17 protein-coding genes are annotated in these 20,526 nt (G+C 50.3%); 15 read left to right on the top strand and 2 right to left on the bottom strand.

From position 1 onward, the window contains the following. Positions 1 to 631, bottom strand: a 631-nt coding sequence (locus VN105_RS29180; RefSeq protein ID WP_325646923.1) for a metalloregulator ArsR/SmtB family transcription factor, incomplete at its 3' end; no start/stop codon positions are given. A gap of 137 nt (positions 632 to 768) precedes the next feature. Here VN105_RS29180 and VN105_RS29175 point away from each other — a divergent pair. The 15 genes from VN105_RS29175 (at position 769) to VN105_RS29105 (ending at position 19,806) form a co-directional block, all read left to right on the top strand. Then, a complete protein-coding gene (locus tag VN105_RS29175; RefSeq protein ID WP_142685374.1) occupies positions 769 to 1,338 on the top strand; it encodes an NADPH-dependent FMN reductase in 570 nt (189 codons plus the stop codon). Positions 1,339 to 1,391: 53 nt separating this feature from the next. Then, positions 1,392 to 1,718 carry an iron-sulfur cluster assembly accessory protein gene (locus VN105_RS29170; protein WP_325646921.1) on the top strand — a complete coding sequence of 109 codons (327 nt, stop codon included), beginning with the start codon at positions 1,392 to 1,394 and terminating at the stop codon, positions 1,716 to 1,718. 13 nt (positions 1,719 to 1,731) lie between these two features. Further along, on the top strand, positions 1,732 to 3,177 hold the full coding sequence (gene sufB / locus VN105_RS29165; protein WP_325646919.1) for a Fe-S cluster assembly protein SufB: 1,446 nt from the start codon (positions 1,732 to 1,734) through the stop codon (positions 3,175 to 3,177). Positions 3,178 to 3,220: 43 nt separating this feature from the next. Next, a complete protein-coding gene (gene sufC / locus VN105_RS29160; RefSeq protein ID WP_142685371.1) occupies positions 3,221 to 3,985 on the top strand; it encodes a Fe-S cluster assembly ATPase SufC in 765 nt (254 codons plus the stop codon). 8 nt (positions 3,986 to 3,993) lie between these two features. Continuing rightward, positions 3,994 to 5,313, top strand: a complete 1,320-nt coding sequence (gene sufD, locus VN105_RS29155) for a Fe-S cluster assembly protein SufD (protein WP_325646916.1) — start codon at positions 3,994 to 3,996, stop codon at positions 5,311 to 5,313. A 7-nt stretch (positions 5,314 to 5,320) separates the two neighbouring features. Further along, a complete protein-coding gene (locus tag VN105_RS29150) occupies positions 5,321 to 6,568 on the top strand; it encodes a cysteine desulfurase (RefSeq protein WP_325646914.1) in 1,248 nt (415 codons plus the stop codon). Between the two features lie 10 nt (positions 6,569 to 6,578). Further along, on the top strand, positions 6,579 to 7,007 hold the full coding sequence (locus VN105_RS29145; RefSeq protein ID WP_325646912.1) for a SufE family protein: 429 nt from the start codon (positions 6,579 to 6,581) through the stop codon (positions 7,005 to 7,007). Beyond that, positions 7,004 to 7,315: a DUF59 domain-containing protein gene (locus VN105_RS29140; protein ID WP_079467727.1), complete on the top strand. Its 312-nt coding sequence runs from the start codon at positions 7,004 to 7,006 to the stop codon at positions 7,313 to 7,315. The genes VN105_RS29145 and VN105_RS29140 overlap by 4 nt, the downstream gene beginning before the upstream one ends. Positions 7,316 to 7,429: 114 nt before the next feature. Further along, positions 7,430 to 8,743: an SWIM zinc finger family protein gene (locus VN105_RS29135; protein WP_325646908.1), complete on the top strand. Its 1,314-nt coding sequence runs from the start codon at positions 7,430 to 7,432 to the stop codon at positions 8,741 to 8,743. After that, the gene (locus VN105_RS29130) at positions 8,743 to 10,197 is read left to right on the top strand and encodes a DUF5691 domain-containing protein (RefSeq protein WP_325646906.1); all 1,455 of its coding nucleotides are present in this window, start codon (positions 8,743 to 8,745) and stop codon (positions 10,195 to 10,197) included. Before VN105_RS29135 ends, VN105_RS29130 begins: the two co-directional genes overlap by 1 nt. A 24-nt stretch (positions 10,198 to 10,221) precedes the next feature. Continuing rightward, on the top strand, positions 10,222 to 11,301 hold the full coding sequence (locus VN105_RS29125; protein WP_325646904.1) for an AAA family ATPase: 1,080 nt from the start codon (positions 10,222 to 10,224) through the stop codon (positions 11,299 to 11,301). A gap of 508 nt (positions 11,302 to 11,809) precedes the next feature. Then, entirely contained in the window at positions 11,810 to 14,359 is a 2,550-nt protein-coding gene (locus tag VN105_RS29120) for a DUF5682 family protein (protein ID WP_325646902.1), read from the top strand. Further along, positions 14,349 to 15,488, top strand: a complete 1,140-nt coding sequence (locus VN105_RS29115; RefSeq protein ID WP_325646900.1) for a VWA domain-containing protein — start codon at positions 14,349 to 14,351, stop codon at positions 15,486 to 15,488. Before VN105_RS29120 ends, VN105_RS29115 begins: the two co-directional genes overlap by 11 nt. Before the next feature lie 20 nt (positions 15,489 to 15,508). Then, entirely contained in the window at positions 15,509 to 18,136 is a 2,628-nt protein-coding gene (locus tag VN105_RS29110) for a DUF4132 domain-containing protein (protein WP_325646898.1), read from the top strand. A gap of 77 nt (positions 18,137 to 18,213) precedes the next feature. Next, positions 18,214 to 19,806, top strand: coding sequence for a beta-N-acetylhexosaminidase (locus VN105_RS29105; RefSeq protein ID WP_325646896.1), 1,593 nt, complete (start codon positions 18,214 to 18,216; stop codon positions 19,804 to 19,806). 40 nt (positions 19,807 to 19,846) lie between these two features. On the opposite strand, the gene VN105_RS29100 is transcribed toward VN105_RS29105, so the two are convergent. Then, complete coding sequence (locus VN105_RS29100) at positions 19,847 to 20,473, bottom strand: hypothetical protein (protein WP_325646894.1); 627 nt, start codon at positions 20,471 to 20,473, stop codon at positions 19,847 to 19,849. Positions 20,474 to 20,526: the final 53 nt, after the last annotated feature.

Raw genomic sequence — 20,526 nt, 5'->3', positions numbered from 1 at the left:
CAATTTTATACACGCAACGGCGGGCGCCGTTGATGATATGCTCCATACGGGATACATTCATTTTTTCGCCGAGTATGCTAACGAAGGTCCGCATTTCGGACGTACATATATTGTCACATTCTGTGGCAGCACAGCAAATGGGACAGTGATTCTCTATAAAATAATAGGTATCGCCTTCTTTTTTCCACTCGGCCAGGTAGCCTTCGCCGGAACGGATGGCAGCAAACGAAGTGAGCCGGTTTTCCAGGCCGTTAACCCCTTCGAGGGCGGTGCTGTATTTTTCGAGCTGGCTTTTCTCCCGGGCATTCACCACGTTATCAAGCGCTTCCTTACCTAATACATTCTTAATAGTTTGTATGATCTGGAGGGTGAGCTCGGTATGGGTATCCGGGAAGCGGGCATTACCCAGGGGGGTAAGGCTCCATATTAAAACAGGTCGTCCTACGCCTTTGGAAGCACTTTCCGACTGCACCAGTCCCTCTTCTGCCAGTTTGAGCAGTTGAAGACGGGCGCCCTCTCCGGTAATACCCAATTCATTGGCCAATTCTGCTGCAGGCAGGGGCCCCCGGGTCTTGAGCAAGGTCAAAAACCGGTCGGCAGCATTCTTGGTTCGGATTGGATAATTTTCCAAGTTCTTACTTGTTTTATTCTCAAATATCGGTATTTTTGTGAAAGCTAAAAAAAGATTTTGGGGTTTTGGTGAGTTTATGAGATCCTTCATCAAAATTTAATCTCATAATCATTTTAATCTCTAAAAGTTAAATATTAATGAACGTCCTGATATTTAATGGTGCAATAGATGACCGTCCTTATGCCACTTCCAACCAGTTGGCGGCATACCTGACGGAAAGGTTAAAAGAGAATGGATTTTCCCCGGAGATATTTAGTCTTGGTAACACCCAGATCCCATTTTTCTCCCAGGCGGAAGCAGGACTGAAACCACCCGCAGTAGATGCCATGTGTAAAGCCTTCTGTAAGGCGGATCTGCACATCTGGATGACTCCATTATATCATGGCAGCATGACAGGCGCCATGAAAAATTGCCTGGATTGGCTGGAAATGACAAGCAAGAACCAGCGTCCTTATTTAACAGGAAAGGTTGTAGCTTTGCTGTCCTGGGCGGATGGCACCCAGGCGATGCAGGGTATAAATGCCATGGATGCAGTGGCTAAAGCGTTGAGGGCATGGGTTTTACCATATTCCCTGCCGATTTTGAAAGACAACCTGTATGACCCGGCTACCCGCGGGATCACTGAGTTCTATAAAAATAAACTGGATATGATGGTACAGTTGCTGTGTGCGGCCAAATCGCATGTAGTAGCTGGTATTGAAGGATAAAAGATAAGGAAGGCCGGGAAACCGGTAAATAGCTAATAAAAACAATTCTGAGTATGATAACCGTTTCAGAAAAAGCAGGAGAATATATAAAGGCGCTGATGGAAAAAGAACATCATGCGCCGGGCACTTTTGTACGTGTAGGCGTAAAAGGTGGAGGTTGCTCAGGTCTTGAATACGTGATGAAATTTGAAGCAACCGAAGAAGAAGGCGACCAGATTTTTGAAGATAAAGGCGTAAAAGTAGTGGTACAAATGAAAAGTCTCCTTTACCTGTATGGTACGGAGCTGGACTATTCAGACGGACTTAACGGAAAGGGCCTCTTCTTTAATAATCCAAATGCAACCAGAACGTGTAGCTGCGGCGAGAGCTTTGCGGTTTAAATATTAAACTTGTATGATCAACAGTAACGAAATAATTGATGATATAGCCAATAAGGAATACGAGTTTGGCTTTAGCACCGATATTGAAATGGATATAGCTCCCCCGGGGCTGAATGAAGATATCATCCGTTTTATTTCGGCGAAGAAGAATGAGCCTGAATGGCTGCTGGAATGGCGCCTGAAAGGATTTGCCGCATTTAAGAAAATGGAATTTCCCAAATGGCAGCATTTTGAAATGCCGGAACTCGACCTCCAGGCACTTTCCTATTATGCAGCGCCACGTAAGAAAAAACAGCTCAACAGCCTGGATGAAGTAGATCCGGAACTGCTGGCTACTTTCGAAAAACTGGGCATTCCTCTCAACGAACAGAAAGCGCTTACCGGCGTAGCCGTGGATGCCGTTTTCGACAGCGTGTCCGTAGCTACCACTTTCAAAGGCAAACTGAAAGAAATGGGCGTGATCTTCTGTTCTTTCGGTGAAGCGGTACAGGAACATCCGGACCTGGTAAAGAAATACCTGGGCAGCGTGGTACCTCATACAGATAACATCTTCGCTGCACTCAACGCCGCCGTATTTTCCGATGGCTCCTTCGTTTACATTCCCAAAGGCGTACGCTGCCCGATGGAACTGAGCACCTACTTCCGTATCAATGCCCAGAACACCGGCCAGTTTGAACGTACCCTGATCATTGCAGACGATAACAGCTATGTTAGCTACCTCGAAGGCTGCACCGCCCCTATGCGTGATGAAAATCAGCTGCACGCGGCAGTAGTGGAACTGGTAGCCCTGGAACAGGCTGAAATAAAATATTCTACCGTACAAAACTGGTATCCCGGTGATAAAGACGGTAAAGGCGGTATCTATAACTTCGTTACCAAAAGAGGTATCTGCAAAGGCGCCGCCAGCAAGATCTCCTGGACACAGGTGGAAACCGGCTCCGCTATTACCTGGAAATATCCCAGTGTAATCCTGCAGGGCGATCACTCCGAAGGAGAGTTCTACTCTGTAGCGGTAGTCCGTAACAAACAGATCGCTGATACCGGTACCAAGATCCACCACATCGGTAAAGGCACCAAAAGCCGTATCATTTCCAAAGGTATTTCCGCCGGCAGGGGTGATAACAGCTACCGCGGACTGGTAGCCGTAGGGCCACGGGCAGATAATGCACGTAACTTCACCCAGTGCGACTCCCTGCTGATCGGTAACCAATGCGGTTCCCACACCTTCCCGTACATCGAGTCAAGGAACAAAACTGCCATGATCGAACACGAAGCCACCACTTCGAAGATCGGGGAAGACCAGATCTTCTACCTGAACCAACGTGGCATCGACAGCGAAAAAGCAGTAGCCCTCATCGTAAACGGTTATGTGAAGGAAGTACTGAACCAGCTGCCAATGGAATTTGCAGTAGAAGCACAAAAATTATTATCTATCACACTTGAAGGAAGCGTTGGATAATTCATTATCCAACTTAATACATACAGAACGAAATAAAACAATCATGCTGACGATTAAAAATCTGCACGCAGAAGTAGAAGGGAAAAAAATTCTGAAAGGCATTAATCTCGAAATAAACAAAGGGGAAATGCATGCTATCATGGGACCAAACGGTTCCGGCAAAAGCTCACTGGCTTCTGTTCTCGCGGGACGTGATAACTACACGGTTACCGAAGGAGAAGTTTGGTTCAATGGCAAAAATCTGCTGGATATGGCTCCGGAAGACCGCGCCCGTGAAGGTGTTTTCCTCGCTTTTCAATACCCTGTCGAAATACCAGGTGTTTCTAATCTCAACTTCCTTAAAACCGCGCTGAATGAAATCAGGGCGTATAAAGGTCTCCCCGCCCTCGAAGCCAGGGAGTTCCTGAAGCTGACCAAAGAAAAACAACAGCTGGTTGACTTCCACTCCAACCTGATGAACCGTTCCCTCAACGAAGGATTCAGCGGTGGCGAAAAGAAACGTAACGAAATTTTCCAACTCGCTATGCTCGACCCTCAGCTGGCTATATTGGATGAAACAGATTCCGGACTGGATATCGATGCACTCCGTATCGTTTCCAATGGTGTAAACAAATTACGCGATGCAGAAAAATCCTTCGTGGTGATCACTCACTATCAACGCCTGCTGGAGTATATCATACCTGACTTTGTGCACGTATTATACAATGGCCGTATCATTAAAACCGGTACCAAAGAACTGGCACTGGAACTCGAAGAAAGAGGATACGACTGGCTGAAAGAGGAATTACATTTGAAAGAATCTGTATAAAAAGAATTATGACAAGCGATATGATATTGCCATTTTACCAGGCGTTAACTGAAGATGTAAATGCACTGTCGGCACAGGTTCCCTCCCTCGCCGCAGATACACTGCAGGATATCCGCCGCAAAGCGCTGGAGCGTTTTTCAACGATAGGGCTTCCTACGCTGAAAACGGAAGCATGGCGCTACACAAATATTCAGCGCTACCTGAAAGAATTTCCATATGAACTGCTCACTACCGCTACCTGTGTATCGGAAGAAGTGGTGAACAGCACGGCCATTCCTGAACTGGACTGCTACCGCATTGTGCTGGTAAACGGTCACCTGCAGGCGGAACAATCTGCCCTGCCACAAGGTAAAGGTATCACCATTGGCGCTATGAGCGCCAACACCACCGCGCCTGGTTTCGTTACTTATTTCAACGAACAGCAGCACCTGGCAGCCGAATCATTGGCGCAACTGAATACAGCCCTCTTCGCAGACGGCCTGTATATTGAACTGGCAGCCAACACCGTGCTCGATAAACCCATACATGTAGTACACGTTTACTCCTGTACAGCGCATGCCTTCATTCAGCCCCGCCACCTGTGGGTACTGAACCGGAACGCTGCCGCTACCATTATCGAAACTTCCGTGCACCCGGAAACCAATACCACCGCATTTGCGAACAGCGTACTGGAAACCGTGGTAATGGAAAATGCAGAACTGTGGCACTATAATGTACAGCAGGGCGCCGAAAGCTTCCGCGAAGTACATACCACCGCTGCACAGCAACAGAAAGACAGCCGTTATCACCATTTTAATTTCACCCTGCCCGGTACTCCGTTCACCCGTAACAACCTGAGCGTGGCGCTGAATGGCAGTCATACCGAAACTAACCTGAACGGCCTCTATATTGCCAGCAAACACCAGCATGTAGATAACCATACCTTTATGGATCACATCATGCCGGATTGCAACAGCAACGAACTGTACAAAGGCGTATTGCTCGATAACGCCAACGGCGTATTCACCGGCAAGATCCTTGTACACCAGGAAGCACAGAAAACAAATGCTTTCCAGCAGAACAACAACCTCCTGCTCGGTACCAAAGCGGACATCAACTCCCAGCCACAACTGGAAATTTATGCCGATGATGTAAAGTGCAGCCACGGTTTTACTGCCGGTCAGTTCAGTGAAGAGTCCATGTTCTACCTCCGTTCACGCGGTATTGGTGAAGATGCGGCGAAAGCACTGATGGTAAACGCCTTCTCCCACGACATCACAGATGCAGTGAAGGTGCCTGCCCTGCAACATTTCCTGCAGACGCAGATTGCGGAGATCATGAATAATTAAATTAACGATGGAACATATTGCTAACATAGTCACCGAAGGCCTGGATGTAAAGCAGATCAGAAAGGATTTTCCTATCCTGCAGCAACAGGTACATGGTAAGCCGCTGGTATACTTCGATAACGGAGCTACCACGCAGAAACCACAGGTCGTAATAAACGCGGAAGCCCGCTATTACGAAGAATATAACAGCAATGTGCACCGGGGTGTACATCACCTGAGCCAGGTAGCTACCAACGCATACGAAAAAGCCCGCATCACCATTGCCGGCTATATCAATGCCGCCGACCCGCATGAAGTGATCTTCACTGCAGGCACCACCGCTGGCATCAACCTGGTAGCCAATACCTTCAGCCGCCGCTTTCTTAAGGAAGGCGACAGCGTGATCATTTCCGCCATGGAACACCATAGCAATATAGTGCCCTGGCAGATTGCCTGCGAAGAAACCGGCGCCACACTGAAAGTAATTCCTATCAACGACCGCGGCGAACTCCGCATGGATGCTTACAAAGCCATGCTGGACGACTCCGTGAAAATAGTAGCCGTTACCTACGTTTCCAACACCATGGGAACCATCAACCCGGTACAGGACATCATAACGCTGGCGCATGCACGCAATATCCCGGTACTGCTTGATGCAGCACAGGCTATTCAGCATATCAGCATTGATGTACAGGCGCTGGACGTGGATTTCCTGGCGTTCTCCGGCCATAAAATTTATGGTCCTACCGGTACCGGCGTACTCTATGGCAAAAAGGAATGGCTCAATAAACTGCCCCCCTACCAGGGCGGCGGAGATATGATCAAAACCGTCACTTTCGAAAAAACGACCTACAACGAACTGCCGTATAAATTTGAAGCGGGCACTCCCAACATTGCCGGTGGCATTGCACTGGGTACCGCTATTGAATACCTGCAGCAAACCGGTATCTCTAAAATCCAGCAATGGGAAGAAGAGCTGATGGAATATGCCATGCAGGAATTACGCAAGATCGATGGGATCCGCTTTATCGGCGACGCAGCAGAAAGAAGCGGCGCCATCTCCTTCCTGGTACACAACATCCACCCGTTTGATATGGGCGAACTGCTGGACCAGCAAGGCATCGCCGTGAGAACAGGACACCATTGCACCGAACCGCTGATGGATCTCTTTAAGATCCCCGGTACCGTGCGGGCATCCCTCTCTTTCTATAATACCAAAGAAGAAATAGACAAACTGGTAGCCGGCATCAAAAGAGCCGCTGCCATGCTTTTGTAAACAGGTGAATATGACGATCCAGGAAATACAGGAAGAAATAATATCCGATTTTTCGGTGATGGGCAGCTGGGAAGATAAATACGAATATATCATCCAGCTGGGTAAAGAATTACCGCTCATCTCAGAAGAATATAAAACACCCGACAATCTCATCAAAGGCTGCCAGTCGCGCGTGTGGCTGCACACCGAACTAAAAGACGGGAAACTGTTTTTTACCGGCGACAGCGATGCCGTGATCACCAAAGGCCTGGTAAGCCTCATGATATATGTACTTTCCGGTCATACGCCACAGGAAATTGCTACAGCGGAAATTTATTTTATAGATGCCATCGGCCTGAGCAGCCATCTCTCTCCCACCCGCTCCAACGGGTTGCTGAGCATGCTCAAACAAATGAAGCTGTACGCGATCGCCTACCAGGCTAAAATTAACCAGCAATGAGTGAAGCAACATTAAGAGAACAGATAGAAGCACAGCTCAAAACCGTATTCGACCCGGAAATCCCGGTGAACATATGGGAACTTGGACTGGTATACGAAGTAAAGATCAAGGAAAATAACAGGATCGGTATCGACATGACCCTTACCGCTCCGGGTTGCCCCGTAGCCGGTGATATTATCAGGGAAGTAGATGAAAAGATCAGAAATATAGAAGGCGTTTCCGATGTGGATGTTCACCTTACTTTTGATCCGCCCTGGACAAAAGATATGATGAGCGAAGAAGCCAAACTGGAACTCGGCTTCCTGTAATAAAACAATATTTAAATAGTAAAACCAGATATCAAATACACTGCGTAGTGTTGTTTGATATTTGGTTTTTTATTTTATGGAATTATTTACTTTGCGTTTTAAATCGTTAATCCATTGAACCTATCCGACGAACAAGTGCTGGCGATGGCGCCTGATGAATCTTCCCGCAAATCGGGGAAAGACCTGGCCAACCCGGCTAAATGGGTGAGTAAAGGCGTCAGCAATATAGCGTTATGGGGCGAATGCCAGGGCAGCGGCAGCAAACCATACCAGACACAGATAGACACCGGCAACATGGCATTCAAATGCAGTTGCCCCAGCCGTAAGTTTCCCTGCAAACATGGGCTGGGCTTACTGTTGCTCTATTCCAGGCAACCGGCTTCCTTCACGGAAACAACACCTCCTTCCTGGGTCAGCGAATGGCTCGCCAAACGCACTGAAAGGGAGGAAAAGAAAAATACCGCCGCCACTGCTGCGGAGAAGCAGCCGGATACCAATGCACAGGCCAAACGCCAGCAGGCGCGCATGCAAAAAGTAAGCGACGGCGCCGCAGAACTGCTCCGCTGGATGAAAGATCTCATCCGCAACGGTATTATGGACCTTCCTGAAAAAGATCCTTCCTTCTTCGAAAATATGATCCGCCGCATGATAGACGCACAAGCCCCGGGGCTTGCCGGCATGATACGGGAACTGGCAGACATCAGTTACTTTCATGAAGGCTGGCAGTCGGCTTTCATGAACCAGCTGGTACGTATCTACCTTGTAATACAGGGATATCAGCATCTCTCAGAACTACCTCCTGCACTACAACAGGATATCCGCACGCTCACCGGCTTTTCTACTTCGCAGGAAGAACTGAAAGAACAAACCGGTATCACCGATACCTGGCAGGTGCTGGGCAAACAAACCACGGAGGAGGACCGCCTCGTGGTAGAACGCTACTGGCTGCACGGCGTGCATACCAAACGGCCTGCGCTGATCCTGCAGTTTTATGTACGGGGACAAAGCACCATCAACAATACCCTCACTCCCGGCAGCGCCATTAATGCGGAACTGGTATTTTATCCTTCCGCAGCGCCGCTCCGCGCGCTGATCAAACAACAGGTAACCGTGCCGGCCAATCACTCTTTCAGCGGGTACGCCGGCTGGGAAGAACTGGTATCCGCTCAAACCAATACCAGTGAGGTACTCCCCGTTTATAACGACCAGGTATATACGATTGCAGATCTTACCCCCGTTTGGCACGCGGAACAATGGTGGCTGCAGGACAGCCGCCAGCAACTGATGCCTGTGAAAAAAACCTTCCAGCATATCTGGAAACTATTGGCACTGAGCGGAGGAATGCCCCTGCACATGGCAGTTACAGGAAAAGAAGCCCAATACGAACCTATTGGCGTTTGGCATGAACAGGAATACAAAATATTATAATGGAGCACTGGAATCAACTCATCAATACCGCCCTTCTCGGTACCGCTAAAAAGCAGGCCGGCAGCGCCGGTATGAGCGGACCGCTGCTGCAGGCGGCCGATACCATACTAACACAGGAGGCTACTGATAAAGAAGATAAGTTCCTCCAACTGGCAGCAGTTTTATATAATTACCGGCAAAGCGGTACCCGCCCCATTACCGCCGATGTAGCACCCATGAAGGTTTGCCCGCCGGAAACAAAAACATACTGCAAACCCGCCGCTATCCGTGTGCTGCAACAGGTGCTGGAAACGGAAAGCGTCCAGCTGCTGCAACTGTGGCTGGAATACTGCGTGAAGACCAATTTACTGGTGCCCCCGGCACAGTTACCCGTGATGCTGGATAAAGGCTGGAGGAACAAATCACTGCGCGCCCTGGTTGCCGCTACCGGCGGGCAACGGGCGGAGTGGCTCGGCCACTTTAACCCCGACTGGAACTTCTCCCGCGTGGCGGATAGTATTGAGGACAGGTGGCAGAACGGCGCCACCGCACAACGCTTAGAAGCCCTGAAAGAACTTCGTGCAGCCGATCCCGTAATGGCCCGCACCTGGCTGGAACAATCATGGCCCAAAGAAAGCGTTACGGTAAAAACAGAACTGCTCTCCGTGCTGGAACATCCCGTCGATCCTGCGGATATTCCCTGGCTGGAATCCCTTCTCACGGAAAAAAGCAAACAGGTAAAAGAAACCGCTACCCGCATCCTGAAAAAACTGCCCGGCTCCTCCTTTCATGAAAAATACTGGCAGATCATAGCCGGCGCCATACAACCGGATAAATTCGGACAGGTAACTGTAGCCCTCCCGGAAATAACCGACGACAGCATCTTCCAGAGCGGCATCGAAAAAATCAGCAGCGATAAAACCGTAACAGACGATACGCATGTGCTGTACCAACTGGTCAGCAGCGTACACCCTTCCCGCTGGGAAGAGCATTTCAACCGGGATACGGAAAGGGTCATTGCGCTCTTCCAGCAACAGGAATCGCTGCAACCTTTTGTCCCCGCGCTGGTACTCGCTATCGCCTGGTTTGAAGACAAAGAACGGGCCCTTTCGTTTATGCAGCACAGTGAAACATTTTATATAGATATCATTCCCTTGCTACCGGCAGCACAGCAACAGGAGTTCGGTGAAAAGTTCTTCGACGAACACCCCGATGCTATTATTGAGTACGCCTGCAAACAACAGGAGGAATGGAGCCTTCAGCTGTGTACCCGGATATTTAAATATGCAGCTACGCAGCCTTACACTTATAACCAACAGTTCATGAGTAATCATATCCGGCTCATCCCCGTGAGCATTGCCGCTACCCTCGATGATATCACACCGGTGGAGGCTTATCATACGGGATACTGGAATAATATAAAAGTTCACCTGGGCCGGCTGTTGCAGGCAAAAAGCCAGGTACAATCACTTTAATCCAAACATATTAATCAACATACCATGTCAGACATTTTACGTTACCACGCCGAACAACTGTATGCACAGGAGCTGGAAGAACTGAAAAAGGAAGATGGAGGCAAGCGCCCGTACAACTGGCTGCTGTCGCCCCAATCGGTGGTGACTTACCTCACCGGTGGGAAACTGAAGAACGGTTTTGAAGTGACGCCTAAATATATTGGCAGCAAACGTCTCATGGAAATAGCCGTTGCCACGCTTGCTACGGACAGGGCGCTGCTGCTGTACGGCTTACCTGGTACTGCAAAAAGCTGGGTGAGCGAGCATCTTGCTGCTGCCATCAGCGGCGATTCCACCCTTATTATACAGGGCACGGCCGGCACCAGTGAGGAAAGCGTGCGATATGGATGGAACTATGCCCGCCTGCTGGCGGAAGGGCCTTCTCCCAATGCCCTGGTGGAAACCCCGGTGATGCGTGCTATGAAGGATGGCAAAATTGTCCGCATCGAAGAGCTCACCCGTATAGGCGCCGATGTGCAGGATACCCTTATCACTATCCTGTCTGAAAAAACGCTGCCTGTCCCCGAGCTGAATACGGAAGTACAGGCAAGTAAAGGGTTCAATCTCATTGCCACAGCCAATAACCGCGATAAAGGGGTGAATGAACTGTCCAGCGCACTGAAACGCCGTTTCAATACTGTTATCCTGCCGGTTCCGGATTCTATGGAAGAAGAAATTGATATCGTAAGAAGACGGGTGGAGAGCTTCGAAAAAACCATGGAGCTGCCGGCAGAAAAACCGGCGGTAGAGGAAATCCGCCGCATTGTTACTATCTTCCGTGAACTTCGTAACGGCATTACCCTCGATGGCAAAACGAAGCTGAAGTCGCCCGGTGGTACCCTCAGCACCGCTGAAGCCATTTCCGTGGTGAATAATGGCCTGACCCTGGCAGCTTACTTTGGCGACGGCACCCTCAATGCAGCCGACCTCGCCGCCGGTATCATCGGCGCTGTAGTGAAAGATCCCGTACAGGATAAACTGGTTTGGCAGGAATACCTGGAAACAGTTGTAAAATCGAGGGAGGAATGGAAAGATGTATACCGTGCTTGCCGTGATCTGGCGTAGAGATGTACAAAGGATCAAGTCCACCTTTTGTGCAAGTGTTAAGTAGATGCTAAGCGGATCAAGTCCACCTTTTGTGCAATTGCTAAGTAGCTGCTAAGCAGATCAAGTCCACCTTTTGTGCAAGTGCTAAGTAGGTGCTAAGCGGATCAAGTCCACCTTTTGTGCAATTGCTAAGTAGATGCTAAGCGGATCAAGTCCACCTTTTGTGCAAGCGCTAAGTAGGTGCTAAGCGGATCAAGTCCACCTTCTATGCAAGTGCTAAGTAGGTGCTAAGTACCAGCTAAATGAGTTCACTTTTCCTCCGCCGGCTGGATAAAACATCGCCGGAGCGATTGATGAGAGACATAGATGAGGCGATTAAATGTTTAATGTTTTACTTTAATAATAATTTTATAACATTATCATAATGTAGTAGTTACATTTAATTTGTTAAAAAACTACTTTCAGTATATTTTAGGGAGATGTCAAACTACCGGCATCCCATTCATATATAAATGATCATCGACGTATGTCCGTACATATTTTAGGTATCCGGCACCACGGCCCAGGCTCCGCCAGGAATGTAAAAGCTTTCCTGGAAGAGCTGCAACCGGATATTGTGTTGATTGAAGGACCGCCGGAAGCAGATGCCTTGCTGCAATGGGCGGGTCATGAGGAGCTGCAACCGCCGGTAGCTATCCTGGCCTACCAGCCTGACAGTCCGCAGAAAGCCTGCTTCTATCCCTTTGCTGCCTTTTCACCGGAATGGCAGGCGATGTTGTATGCTAAAAACCACCGTATTCACGCACGATTCATGGATCTCCCGCTGGCACATGTGTTCGGTATGGAAAATGAAGCGGCGGCGAAAAGGGCGGCGAAAGACCAAAAAGAAGATGCACCAGCGCAGGAACCTGGATCCCCCGCTGCTGATGAACTGGCGCCCCCGGGAGAGTTGAATACGGCCGCTCATACCAATTGTTTTTCCTCTCCAGACGGTTCTAATCAGCGCTGCAATTCTTCCGTAGATAGATTTACAGGTACCCAACCGACCGGTGCTACCCATCTGCATAATCCTTCTATAAATAAATCCACTGGTACGCAACCAATAATTGCCACCAGGCATAATGCTCCCGGTTCCACTCCACAGCAGTGGCGCAATTCCTCCACCGAAACATTCACCGCCGTGGAACTGGATTTACAATTCCTCCCTCCTTCACCACAGGACCCGGTGGCTCACCTGGCCCATGCCGCCGGTTACGACGATGGTGAGCGATGGTGGGAACATATGTTTGAATACCGCCTGGGGCAGGAACAGGTATTTGAAGCCGTACACGATGCCATGCACGCACTCCGGGAAGAACTACCCCGGCGATACGATCATAAAGAAGCCCTCCGCGAAGCATGGATGCGTAAGTGCATCCGCCAGGCGGAAAAAGAAATGTTCCAGCGCATCGCGGTGATATGCGGCGCCTGGCACGCCCCGGCATTGCAAACCATGCCCAAACAGAAAGACGATAACGAACTGCTGAAAGGGCTCCCGAAAACCAAAGTGGAATGTACCTGGATCCCATGGACGTATAGCCGCCTCAGTTATGAAAGCGGCTACGGCGCCGGCATCCCCTCCCCGGGATGGTACGAACATATCTGGGAACACCCCGCAGATGACGGCACCCGCTGGATGGCCCTCGTGGCCAAACTCTTCCGGGAACAACAGCAGGACACCTCCGTGGCACATGTAATGGAAGCGGTACGACTGGCCAATGCACTGGCTGCACTCCGCCATTATCCGCGGCCCGGGTTGGAAGAGCTTAACGAGGCTACGCTCAGCGTACTTTGCAACGGGGAAAGTATCCTCATGCAGCTGATCCGCGACGAGCTGATTGTGCGCAACCGCATCGGAAAGGTACCCGCAGAGGTGCCCGCACCGCCGCTGCAGTCGGACATTACCCGGCAACAGAAAAAACTAAGACTGCCCCAAACGGCCGATTTTAAAGACTATGCCCTCGATCTCCGGAAAGATACAGACCTGGAGAGAAGCATTTTCCTCCATCGCCTGCAACTGCTGGAAATATACTGGGGGAAGCGGTATGAAGTATCCGGCAAAGGCACCTTTAAAGAACAATGGCGGCTGCAATGGGATCCCGCTTTCTCCATTGATATCATTGAAAAGGGCAGTTGGGGAAATACGGTAGCAGAAGCCGCTACCAGCTTTGTAACCAGCGCCGCCAATAATACAGGTACCCTGCAACAGGTGTGCAAAATGCTGGAATCGGCCATCCCGGCGGAACTACCCGCCGTTGTGGAGGTACTGATCCACCGCATCAGTAACCTCGCAGCAGCTTCCGGCGATGTGCTGCAGCTGATGGAAGTAATTCCTTCCCTGGTGAACATCAGCCGGTATGGCAACGTACGCAAAACAGATGCGGCGCTGGTTAACAGCATCACCGAAAGCATGATAGGCCGCATCTGCATCAGCTTACCGGCTGCCTGCACTGCCGTAGCCGATGACGCCGCCCTCCCACTGCTGGACCTCTTCTTTGCCATGAACGACGCCATCAACCTGGTGCAGCACAATGCCCTTACCGCTTCCTGGCAGGAAACACTGGCAGTGATCTCCGGCAACCCACAGTCGGCGCCAATGATTGCCGGCTACGCTTCCCGCCTTCTCTTCGACGGCAAAATAATGACAGGGGAAACGCTTGTAAAGGCATTCAGTGTAGCCATGTCCGTAGCCAATCCCCCTGCACTGGCGGCTGCCTGGCTGGAAGGATTCCTCAAAGGCAGCGGCACCCTCCTGTTGCTCGATGAAGAACTGTGGAGTATGGTGCACGATTGGGTATCCCAACTGGAAAATGATATTTTCATACAGGTATTGCCGTTATTACGCCGCACCTTTTCTAACTTTACGGCCCCGGAACGGAAAAAACTGGGCGACAAAGTGAAGCACGGCGGGAATGGAACCAGCATAAAAGCAGCTACCACAGGGGATACAGACCATGTGCGGGGCGCCCGCGGCATCCCGGTAGTGATGCAGCTGCTGGGATTTAAAGACGCTAAACTATTACCGGATGGAGCATGATGAACAGGTTCGCAGGTGGCGGCTCGTACTGGGTGGAGCCCAGAACGACGGTACTTCGTTTTCATTGAATAAAACGGACCTGCAACTGGACAAAACACTGGAAGCCCTGTACGACAGCACCAGGCAGGGAGGACTAGGACCCTCCTCCCCGAATGTAAGCCGCTGGCTGGGCGATATAAGAAGCTACTTTCCTGCCTCTGTGGTGCAGGTAATGCAACAGGACGCCCTCAAACGCCTGAACCTTACCCAGATGCTCTTTGAAAAAGAGATGCTGGAAAACGTGGAACCCGATGTACACATGGTGGCCACCCTGATGACACTGAGCCGGGTGATCCCGGAAAAAACCAAAGACACTGCCCGCCAGGTAGTAAAAAAAGTGGTGGACGAGCTGATGAGAAAACTGGCGCAACCTACACAACAAGCCATCACAGGCAGCCTGAACCGCAGCGCACGCAACCGGCGCCCCAGGCATAACGAAGTGAACTGGCCGCTTACTATCCAGAAAAACCTGCAACACTATCAACCGGATTATAAAACCATCATCCCTGAAACCCTGATCGGGTATGGCCGTAAACGGTCTGCACTCAAAGAAGTGGTTTTATGCCTGGATCAAAGTGGTTCAATGGGTACGTCTGTCGTTTATTCTGGTATCTTTGGTGCGGTAATGGCTTCTATCCCGGCACTGAAAACCCGGATGGTAGTGTTTGATACCGCCGTGGCGGACCTTACGGAGGAACTGCAGGACCCGGTGGAACTGCTTTTTGGCGTGCAACTGGGCGGTGGCACTGATATCCACGCAGCGTTGAAGTACTGCGCACAGATCATTACCCGGCCAGCGGATACTGTGCTGGTACTGATCACGGATCTTTTTGAAGGGGGAGATGAAAAAAATATGAGGAAACGCTTTACTGAACTCGCCGCGTCGGGTGTGCAGGTAATTGTATTGCTGGCGCTGAATGATGAAGGCGCGCCCAGCTACGATCACGAAAACGCACAGTTCCTGGCAAACCTGGGAATACCCGTATTTGCCTGCTCTCCGGATAAGTTCCCGGAAATGATGGCCTGCGCATTGAGCAAACAGGACGTTGCACAATGGGCCGCAAAAGAAGATATTGTGTTGAAAAAATAAACTGAATCTATCTATACCTTATGCCATACAAAAAGGAAACTATACTATCGCTTGTTGAAAAACTGGAACAACTGAACGACTATGAAAACATCGCAGGCGCTATACAGTCCGGAGTAGATTTCCTTACAGGGCATACCTATGAAACACCGGTATTTAACACCGCCGAAACCGCCCGGCAAATGGGGCACTTTATTCCCCTGCTGCAAATTCCCGAACGCTGGGACGATAACGACCGGCTGATACTAAAACTGATTGCATCTCCGCTTGCATGGAACGAGTGCAGGGAAACTTTCCTGGCTACTATTCTTCCAATGATGGATAAGCCCGGTACCTCTTCTTCCATCGTACTGCGGTTCAGCTACTTTACCAGCTATCTCCAGCAACGGGGTTGCACACCGGAAGAAATCGGCACCCTCATGATCAGCCATTCCAGGGATGGCAACAACTTCGACTTGTCGCCGCTAAAATTTACGCCCGTGCGTAAATTCCTGCAAGACCTGATCAAAAGCGCTGAGCGGAATGTGGTAGACGCCTATGTTACCACCTGGCGTAAAAAAGGATGGAACTCCCTCTTCTTCCGGTTACTCGTAAAAGGCCACCCGGAACGGGAAATGGAATACCTGGAAAACATCCTGTTGCTGCCGGGATATATTCCCGATCAGCAGGCGGTTTCCCGTGTATTATTACAGAACAACACGGAGAAATATGAACCACTGGTAGAAAAAACAACCGCGCAGCTGGCCGCATTACCCGACTACGCGGCAGCGCTTAGCGGTTATTCTCTTCTCGCCGGTCATCTCCCGGAAAAATATAACCAACAGCTGCTGAAAGCAGCCTACGATTTCCTGGCCTGGCCGGATGCAGGTATACTTGCACCGGAATCCGCCAGTTCACAGGTAACCGGCAATGTACCTCCTGGCAACTTACCACCCGGTGTGCTGGCGGTGCGCAGCATACTCCAACTCGATCTCCCGGCAGCTGTTCCCTATCTCGGGAACCTGCTCGCGAAAAAAAGTTACCTGCACCCCGAAGCTTTCCAGGTACTGGCAGATGAACTCAACGGGCAGGCCGCTCCTATGCTGCTGCAGGCACTGGAAAATGATTATGACGCCCGGATGGTGCTCCCCGTGCTTTCCCAGCTGGATAAAGCACTGTATATCGACCAGCTCTGGCCTTATACCTTACATAAACTGAAATCAGTTCGTACGCTCGTTGCCGTTATCCTGGCAGAACATCCGGAGGCACTGGAAAGGGCCGCAGAACTGCTGGGGCATAAAAAAGCGGATCAGCGCCTGACTGCCGTACAGATCCTCTGCAAACTGGACGACGCACACGCCCGCGAACTGCTCCAGCACGCGCTCCACAAGGAAGTAAATGACGACGCCCGTGACCTGATGCTGGAAACGCTGGGAGGCCATACGCTCACTGATACCGACCACCTGGTGCTGGTAACCAAACTGGTTACATTTGCGAAGAAAAGACATAAGCTGTCCAAACCGGCGGAAAAATGGCTGGACGACAAAGCCCTGCCGCCTCTCTACCTGCTGGATGGTACGGTGCTCACTACCGATATGATGCGCTTTCTCATTTACCGCATGTCGCGCGTAACAGAAGTGCGCCCCGATGTGGAAGCCATTCCCCTGCTGCGCCTGATCGACCGGTCGCGCAGCGGCGACTTTGCACGGGCGCTCTATAAAGCATATGCCGACCAGGGTGGCGATCTGAAGTTAAAGTACCTTATGACCCTCACGGCTCTGCTGGGAGATGATGAACTGGCGGAAACATTACGCGAAGACATCCAGCTGTGGATCACCACCAAGCGCCTTAAAATGGCGGAACACGGTGTTGGCGCGCTGGCCCTGCATGGCAGCAACAAAGCGCTCCGTGAAGTGGAATTTTTCTCGCGCAGGTACCGCTTCCGCAAAGGAGTGGTAGGCGCAGCAGCACTGAAAGCACTGGAACAAACCGCAGCAGAAAGAGGCGTTACCCTGCATGAACTGGTAGACTCGCTGGTGCCGGAATTTGGCTTCAACGGGCTGTACAGGTTCTTTGAAGTAAAAGGCGAAACATACCGCGCATTCCTTGATCACAACTTTAAACCCGCCTATCTCAATGATAAAGGCCGGCGCCTGAAAGCCATCCCGGTGGCCACGCCCCGGGAAACCCGGAATGCTTTTAAAGCCCTCTCCAAAGAGATGGCGGATACTATAAAACTGCAAACACAACGACTGGAACAGTTCCTGGAAGAACAACGGACATGGAGCGTTGCAAGGTGGCAGGCGGTATTCCCGCAAAACCCGGTGATGGCTGTTTTTGCAAGCCGGCTGGCATGGGCATTGTTCAATGAAGCGGATCAGCTGATCACGGCTTTTTACTGCGACGGGTCCGCCACACCAAAAACACTGTCGGACGATACTGTTACCTTCCCGGAAAACGCCTGTATCAGGATCCTGCACCCGGCTCACCTGGATGCCGCCACCCTGCAGCAATGGAAAAATAAATTCGCTGAACTGCGTATTGTACCGGTTTTCCCGCAGCTGGAAAGATCTGTTACCCTGTCGCAGAATTATGCGGACGTGGAATACGATTATGGCGATGCTTCCATGGAAAACGGTTTACCAAGCGGGTTTATGGAACAGGAAGGCTAACCGGCGCAGTTTCTTTTAAATCACGGGATTTTATTGTATTTTTTCATCTTAACCAAGTGAACAATAAAATCCTACGTATGCTAAAACTACGCTCCACGCTGGCATTTGCCTGCCTGCTGTTACTGTCGGTAAGCGCCATGCCCCTGCAGGCGATCAATATTATTCCGCAGCCATCGGAAGTAAAAACATTAACGGGCACATTTTCCTTATCCGGCGCAACTGCCATTATTCCTGGCAAGTGCGCCGGCGAGGCCAGCCAGCTGCAACAGGCGTTACAGGAAACCTACGGCCTTTCCCTCGCACTGAAACCCACCGCGAAAAACAATTACATCCGCCTCTCCCTGGATAAAAAACTGGAAAAGGAACTGGGAATAGAAGGTTACCAGCTGCTGGTATCTCCGGAAAATATTACGATCACCGCTGCTACTACCGCCGGTGTATTTTATGGGATACAGTCTTTACGCCAGCTCATCACTGCCAACGGGAACGAATATGCGATAGGCGCCGTATCCATTAAAGATAAGCCCCGCTTTGGCTGGAGGGCATTCATGCTGGATGAAGGCCGTTATTTCAAAGGGGGTGAAACCGTAAAACACCTGCTGGATGAAATGGCACTGCTAAAAATGAATGTATTCCACTGGCACCTGACCGACGACCAGGGCTGGCGTATCGAAATCAAAAAGTATCCCCTTCTTACCGCTGTAGGCAGTAAACGTGATTCTACCCAATCCGGCACCTGGAACAGCAAAGTATATGATGGAAAACCGCACGAAGGTTTTTATACGCAGGAGCAGATCAGAGAGATCATTAAATATGCAGCCGACAGGCACATTACCATTGTTCCTGAAATAGAAATGCCGGGCCACTCCAGCGCTGCTATTGCCGCCTACCCCTGGCTGGGCACCACGCACACACCCATCAAAGTACCGGGGAAGTTCGGCGTGCATTACGATGTATTCAATGTATCTGATCCCAAAGTGATCGCTTTCCTGGAAGATGTGCTGCAGGAAGTAATAACGCTGTTCCCCTCCAAAGTGATCCATATCGGGGGCGATGAAGTAAAATACGACCAGTGGAAAGCGGATGCCGGTGTAAATGCTTACATGAAAGCACATAAACTGGGCTCTCCTGCTGATCTGCAGATCGCTTTCACCAACAATATTTCCAACTTCCTGGCCGGAAAAAACCGTCGTATGGCTGGCTGGAATGAGATCATGGGCAGCAAACTGCATGAGTTTACCGACAGTAAAGATGTTTCCGCCACAGAAAAGCTCGCGACGGGCACTATTGTCCAGTTCTGGAAGGGAGAGCTGAAACTGATCACAGAAGCGGTATCCAAAGGATATGATGTGATCAACTCTTATCATGCCATGACTTACCTGGATTACAGCTACAAAGACATCTCATTGGAAAAAGCCTACAGCTTTGATCCTATCCCTGCCGGCCTGGCGCCTGAATATCACGCTAAAATACTGGGCAGTGGCTGCCAGATGTGGGGCGAATGGATCCCGGATGTAAAAACGATGAACCACCAGGTATTTCCCCGCCTCGCGGCTTATGCAGAAGATGGATGGACCCTCCCGGCCAACAAAAACTTTGCGCAGTTTACCAATGCACTTCAATATTTCTATACCCGCTGGGATAAAGAAGGCATCGGGTACAATAAATAATGATGAAAGCTATTGCAGCAGGTAGCGGCTGCAATAGCTTTTATTTTGCAGGCATCAGCTTCAGGGTATCTCCCGCTTTCTGCAAATGATAAATAATAATTCCTTTGGTATTTGCGGTGAGTGCATCCGGCTGCCCTTCCCTGTAGGCAGGGAAAGTACGTACCAGCGTTTTTCCTTTGATAAAAAATGTGTCTTGTCCGCGGTAAGCGGCCTGCTGCATGGTATCCAGTGAAAAGGTATTGATCCTTGTGATCCGGGGTGCAATTTCAAACGCATAGATCTTCCCAAACCGGCCCGTACCTTCAGACAGCATTTGCAGGTAGATCTCCGGTTGGCCGTTTCCATCCAGGTCCGCCACCATCATATTCTTTAATCTCCCCTTTACATCTTTCTCAATGGTACTGTCGGCCCGGGTGGAATCCTTTTTACTGCCTATTGCCAGTATAAGATCCCTCATACTACTGTTGCCGTTGGTAATAGCCGAAATATGATAATCACCATAGGTGGTATCCAGTTTGGCGCTTTCTGTATTTTCTTCCGGTACGCCCTGTACCGGCGCATTGGCGGAGTCTTTCGCTGCCCTTTCTTCCTTGTTTTGCATGGGGCTGTTGCAGGCGCTGAAAATAACCGTGGCTATCAGTACCGCGCTGAAAAATATACGATCCATCTTTTCGTTTATTTAGGCGGCTCCGGCCGCTTTGGGCCGGAGCCGGGGTTTAT

This window comes from Chitinophaga sp. (assembly GCF_035564935.1).
In the GTDB taxonomy this organism is placed as follows: domain Bacteria; phylum Bacteroidota; class Bacteroidia; order Chitinophagales; family Chitinophagaceae; genus Chitinophaga.
Note: the sequence above shows the minus strand (reverse complement) of the source record. Positions and strands in the feature narration are given on the sequence as shown.

Bases quoted from the DNA above. Each gene is read 5' to 3' on its own strand.
- VN105_RS29175 (WP_142685374.1), top strand. From the start codon at position 769: ATGAACGTCCTGATATTTAATGGTGCAATAGATGACCGTCCTTATGCC.
- VN105_RS29170 (WP_325646921.1), top strand. From the start codon at position 1,392: ATGATAACCGTTTCAGAAAAAGCAGGAGAATATATAAAGGCGCTGATG.
- sufB (WP_325646919.1), top strand. From the start codon at position 1,732: ATGATCAACAGTAACGAAATAATTGATGATATAGCCAATAAGGAATAC.
- sufC (WP_142685371.1), top strand. From the start codon at position 3,221: ATGCTGACGATTAAAAATCTGCACGCAGAAGTAGAAGGGAAAAAAATT.
- sufD (WP_325646916.1), top strand. From the start codon at position 3,994: ATGACAAGCGATATGATATTGCCATTTTACCAGGCGTTAACTGAAGAT.
- VN105_RS29150 (WP_325646914.1), top strand. From the start codon at position 5,321: ATGGAACATATTGCTAACATAGTCACCGAAGGCCTGGATGTAAAGCAG.
- VN105_RS29145 (WP_325646912.1), top strand. From the start codon at position 6,579: ATGACGATCCAGGAAATACAGGAAGAAATAATATCCGATTTTTCGGTG.
- VN105_RS29140 (WP_079467727.1), top strand. From the start codon at position 7,004: ATGAGTGAAGCAACATTAAGAGAACAGATAGAAGCACAGCTCAAAACC.
- VN105_RS29130 (WP_325646906.1), top strand. From the start codon at position 8,743: ATGGAGCACTGGAATCAACTCATCAATACCGCCCTTCTCGGTACCGCT.
- VN105_RS29125 (WP_325646904.1), top strand. From the start codon at position 10,222: ATGTCAGACATTTTACGTTACCACGCCGAACAACTGTATGCACAGGAG.
- VN105_RS29120 (WP_325646902.1), top strand. From the start codon at position 11,810: ATGTCCGTACATATTTTAGGTATCCGGCACCACGGCCCAGGCTCCGCC.
- VN105_RS29115 (WP_325646900.1), top strand. From the start codon at position 14,349: ATGGAGCATGATGAACAGGTTCGCAGGTGGCGGCTCGTACTGGGTGGA.
- VN105_RS29110 (WP_325646898.1), top strand. From the start codon at position 15,509: ATGCCATACAAAAAGGAAACTATACTATCGCTTGTTGAAAAACTGGAA.
- VN105_RS29105 (WP_325646896.1), top strand. From the start codon at position 18,214: ATGCTAAAACTACGCTCCACGCTGGCATTTGCCTGCCTGCTGTTACTG.
- VN105_RS29100 (WP_325646894.1), bottom strand. From the start codon at position 20,473: ATGGATCGTATATTTTTCAGCGCGGTACTGATAGCCACGGTTATTTTC.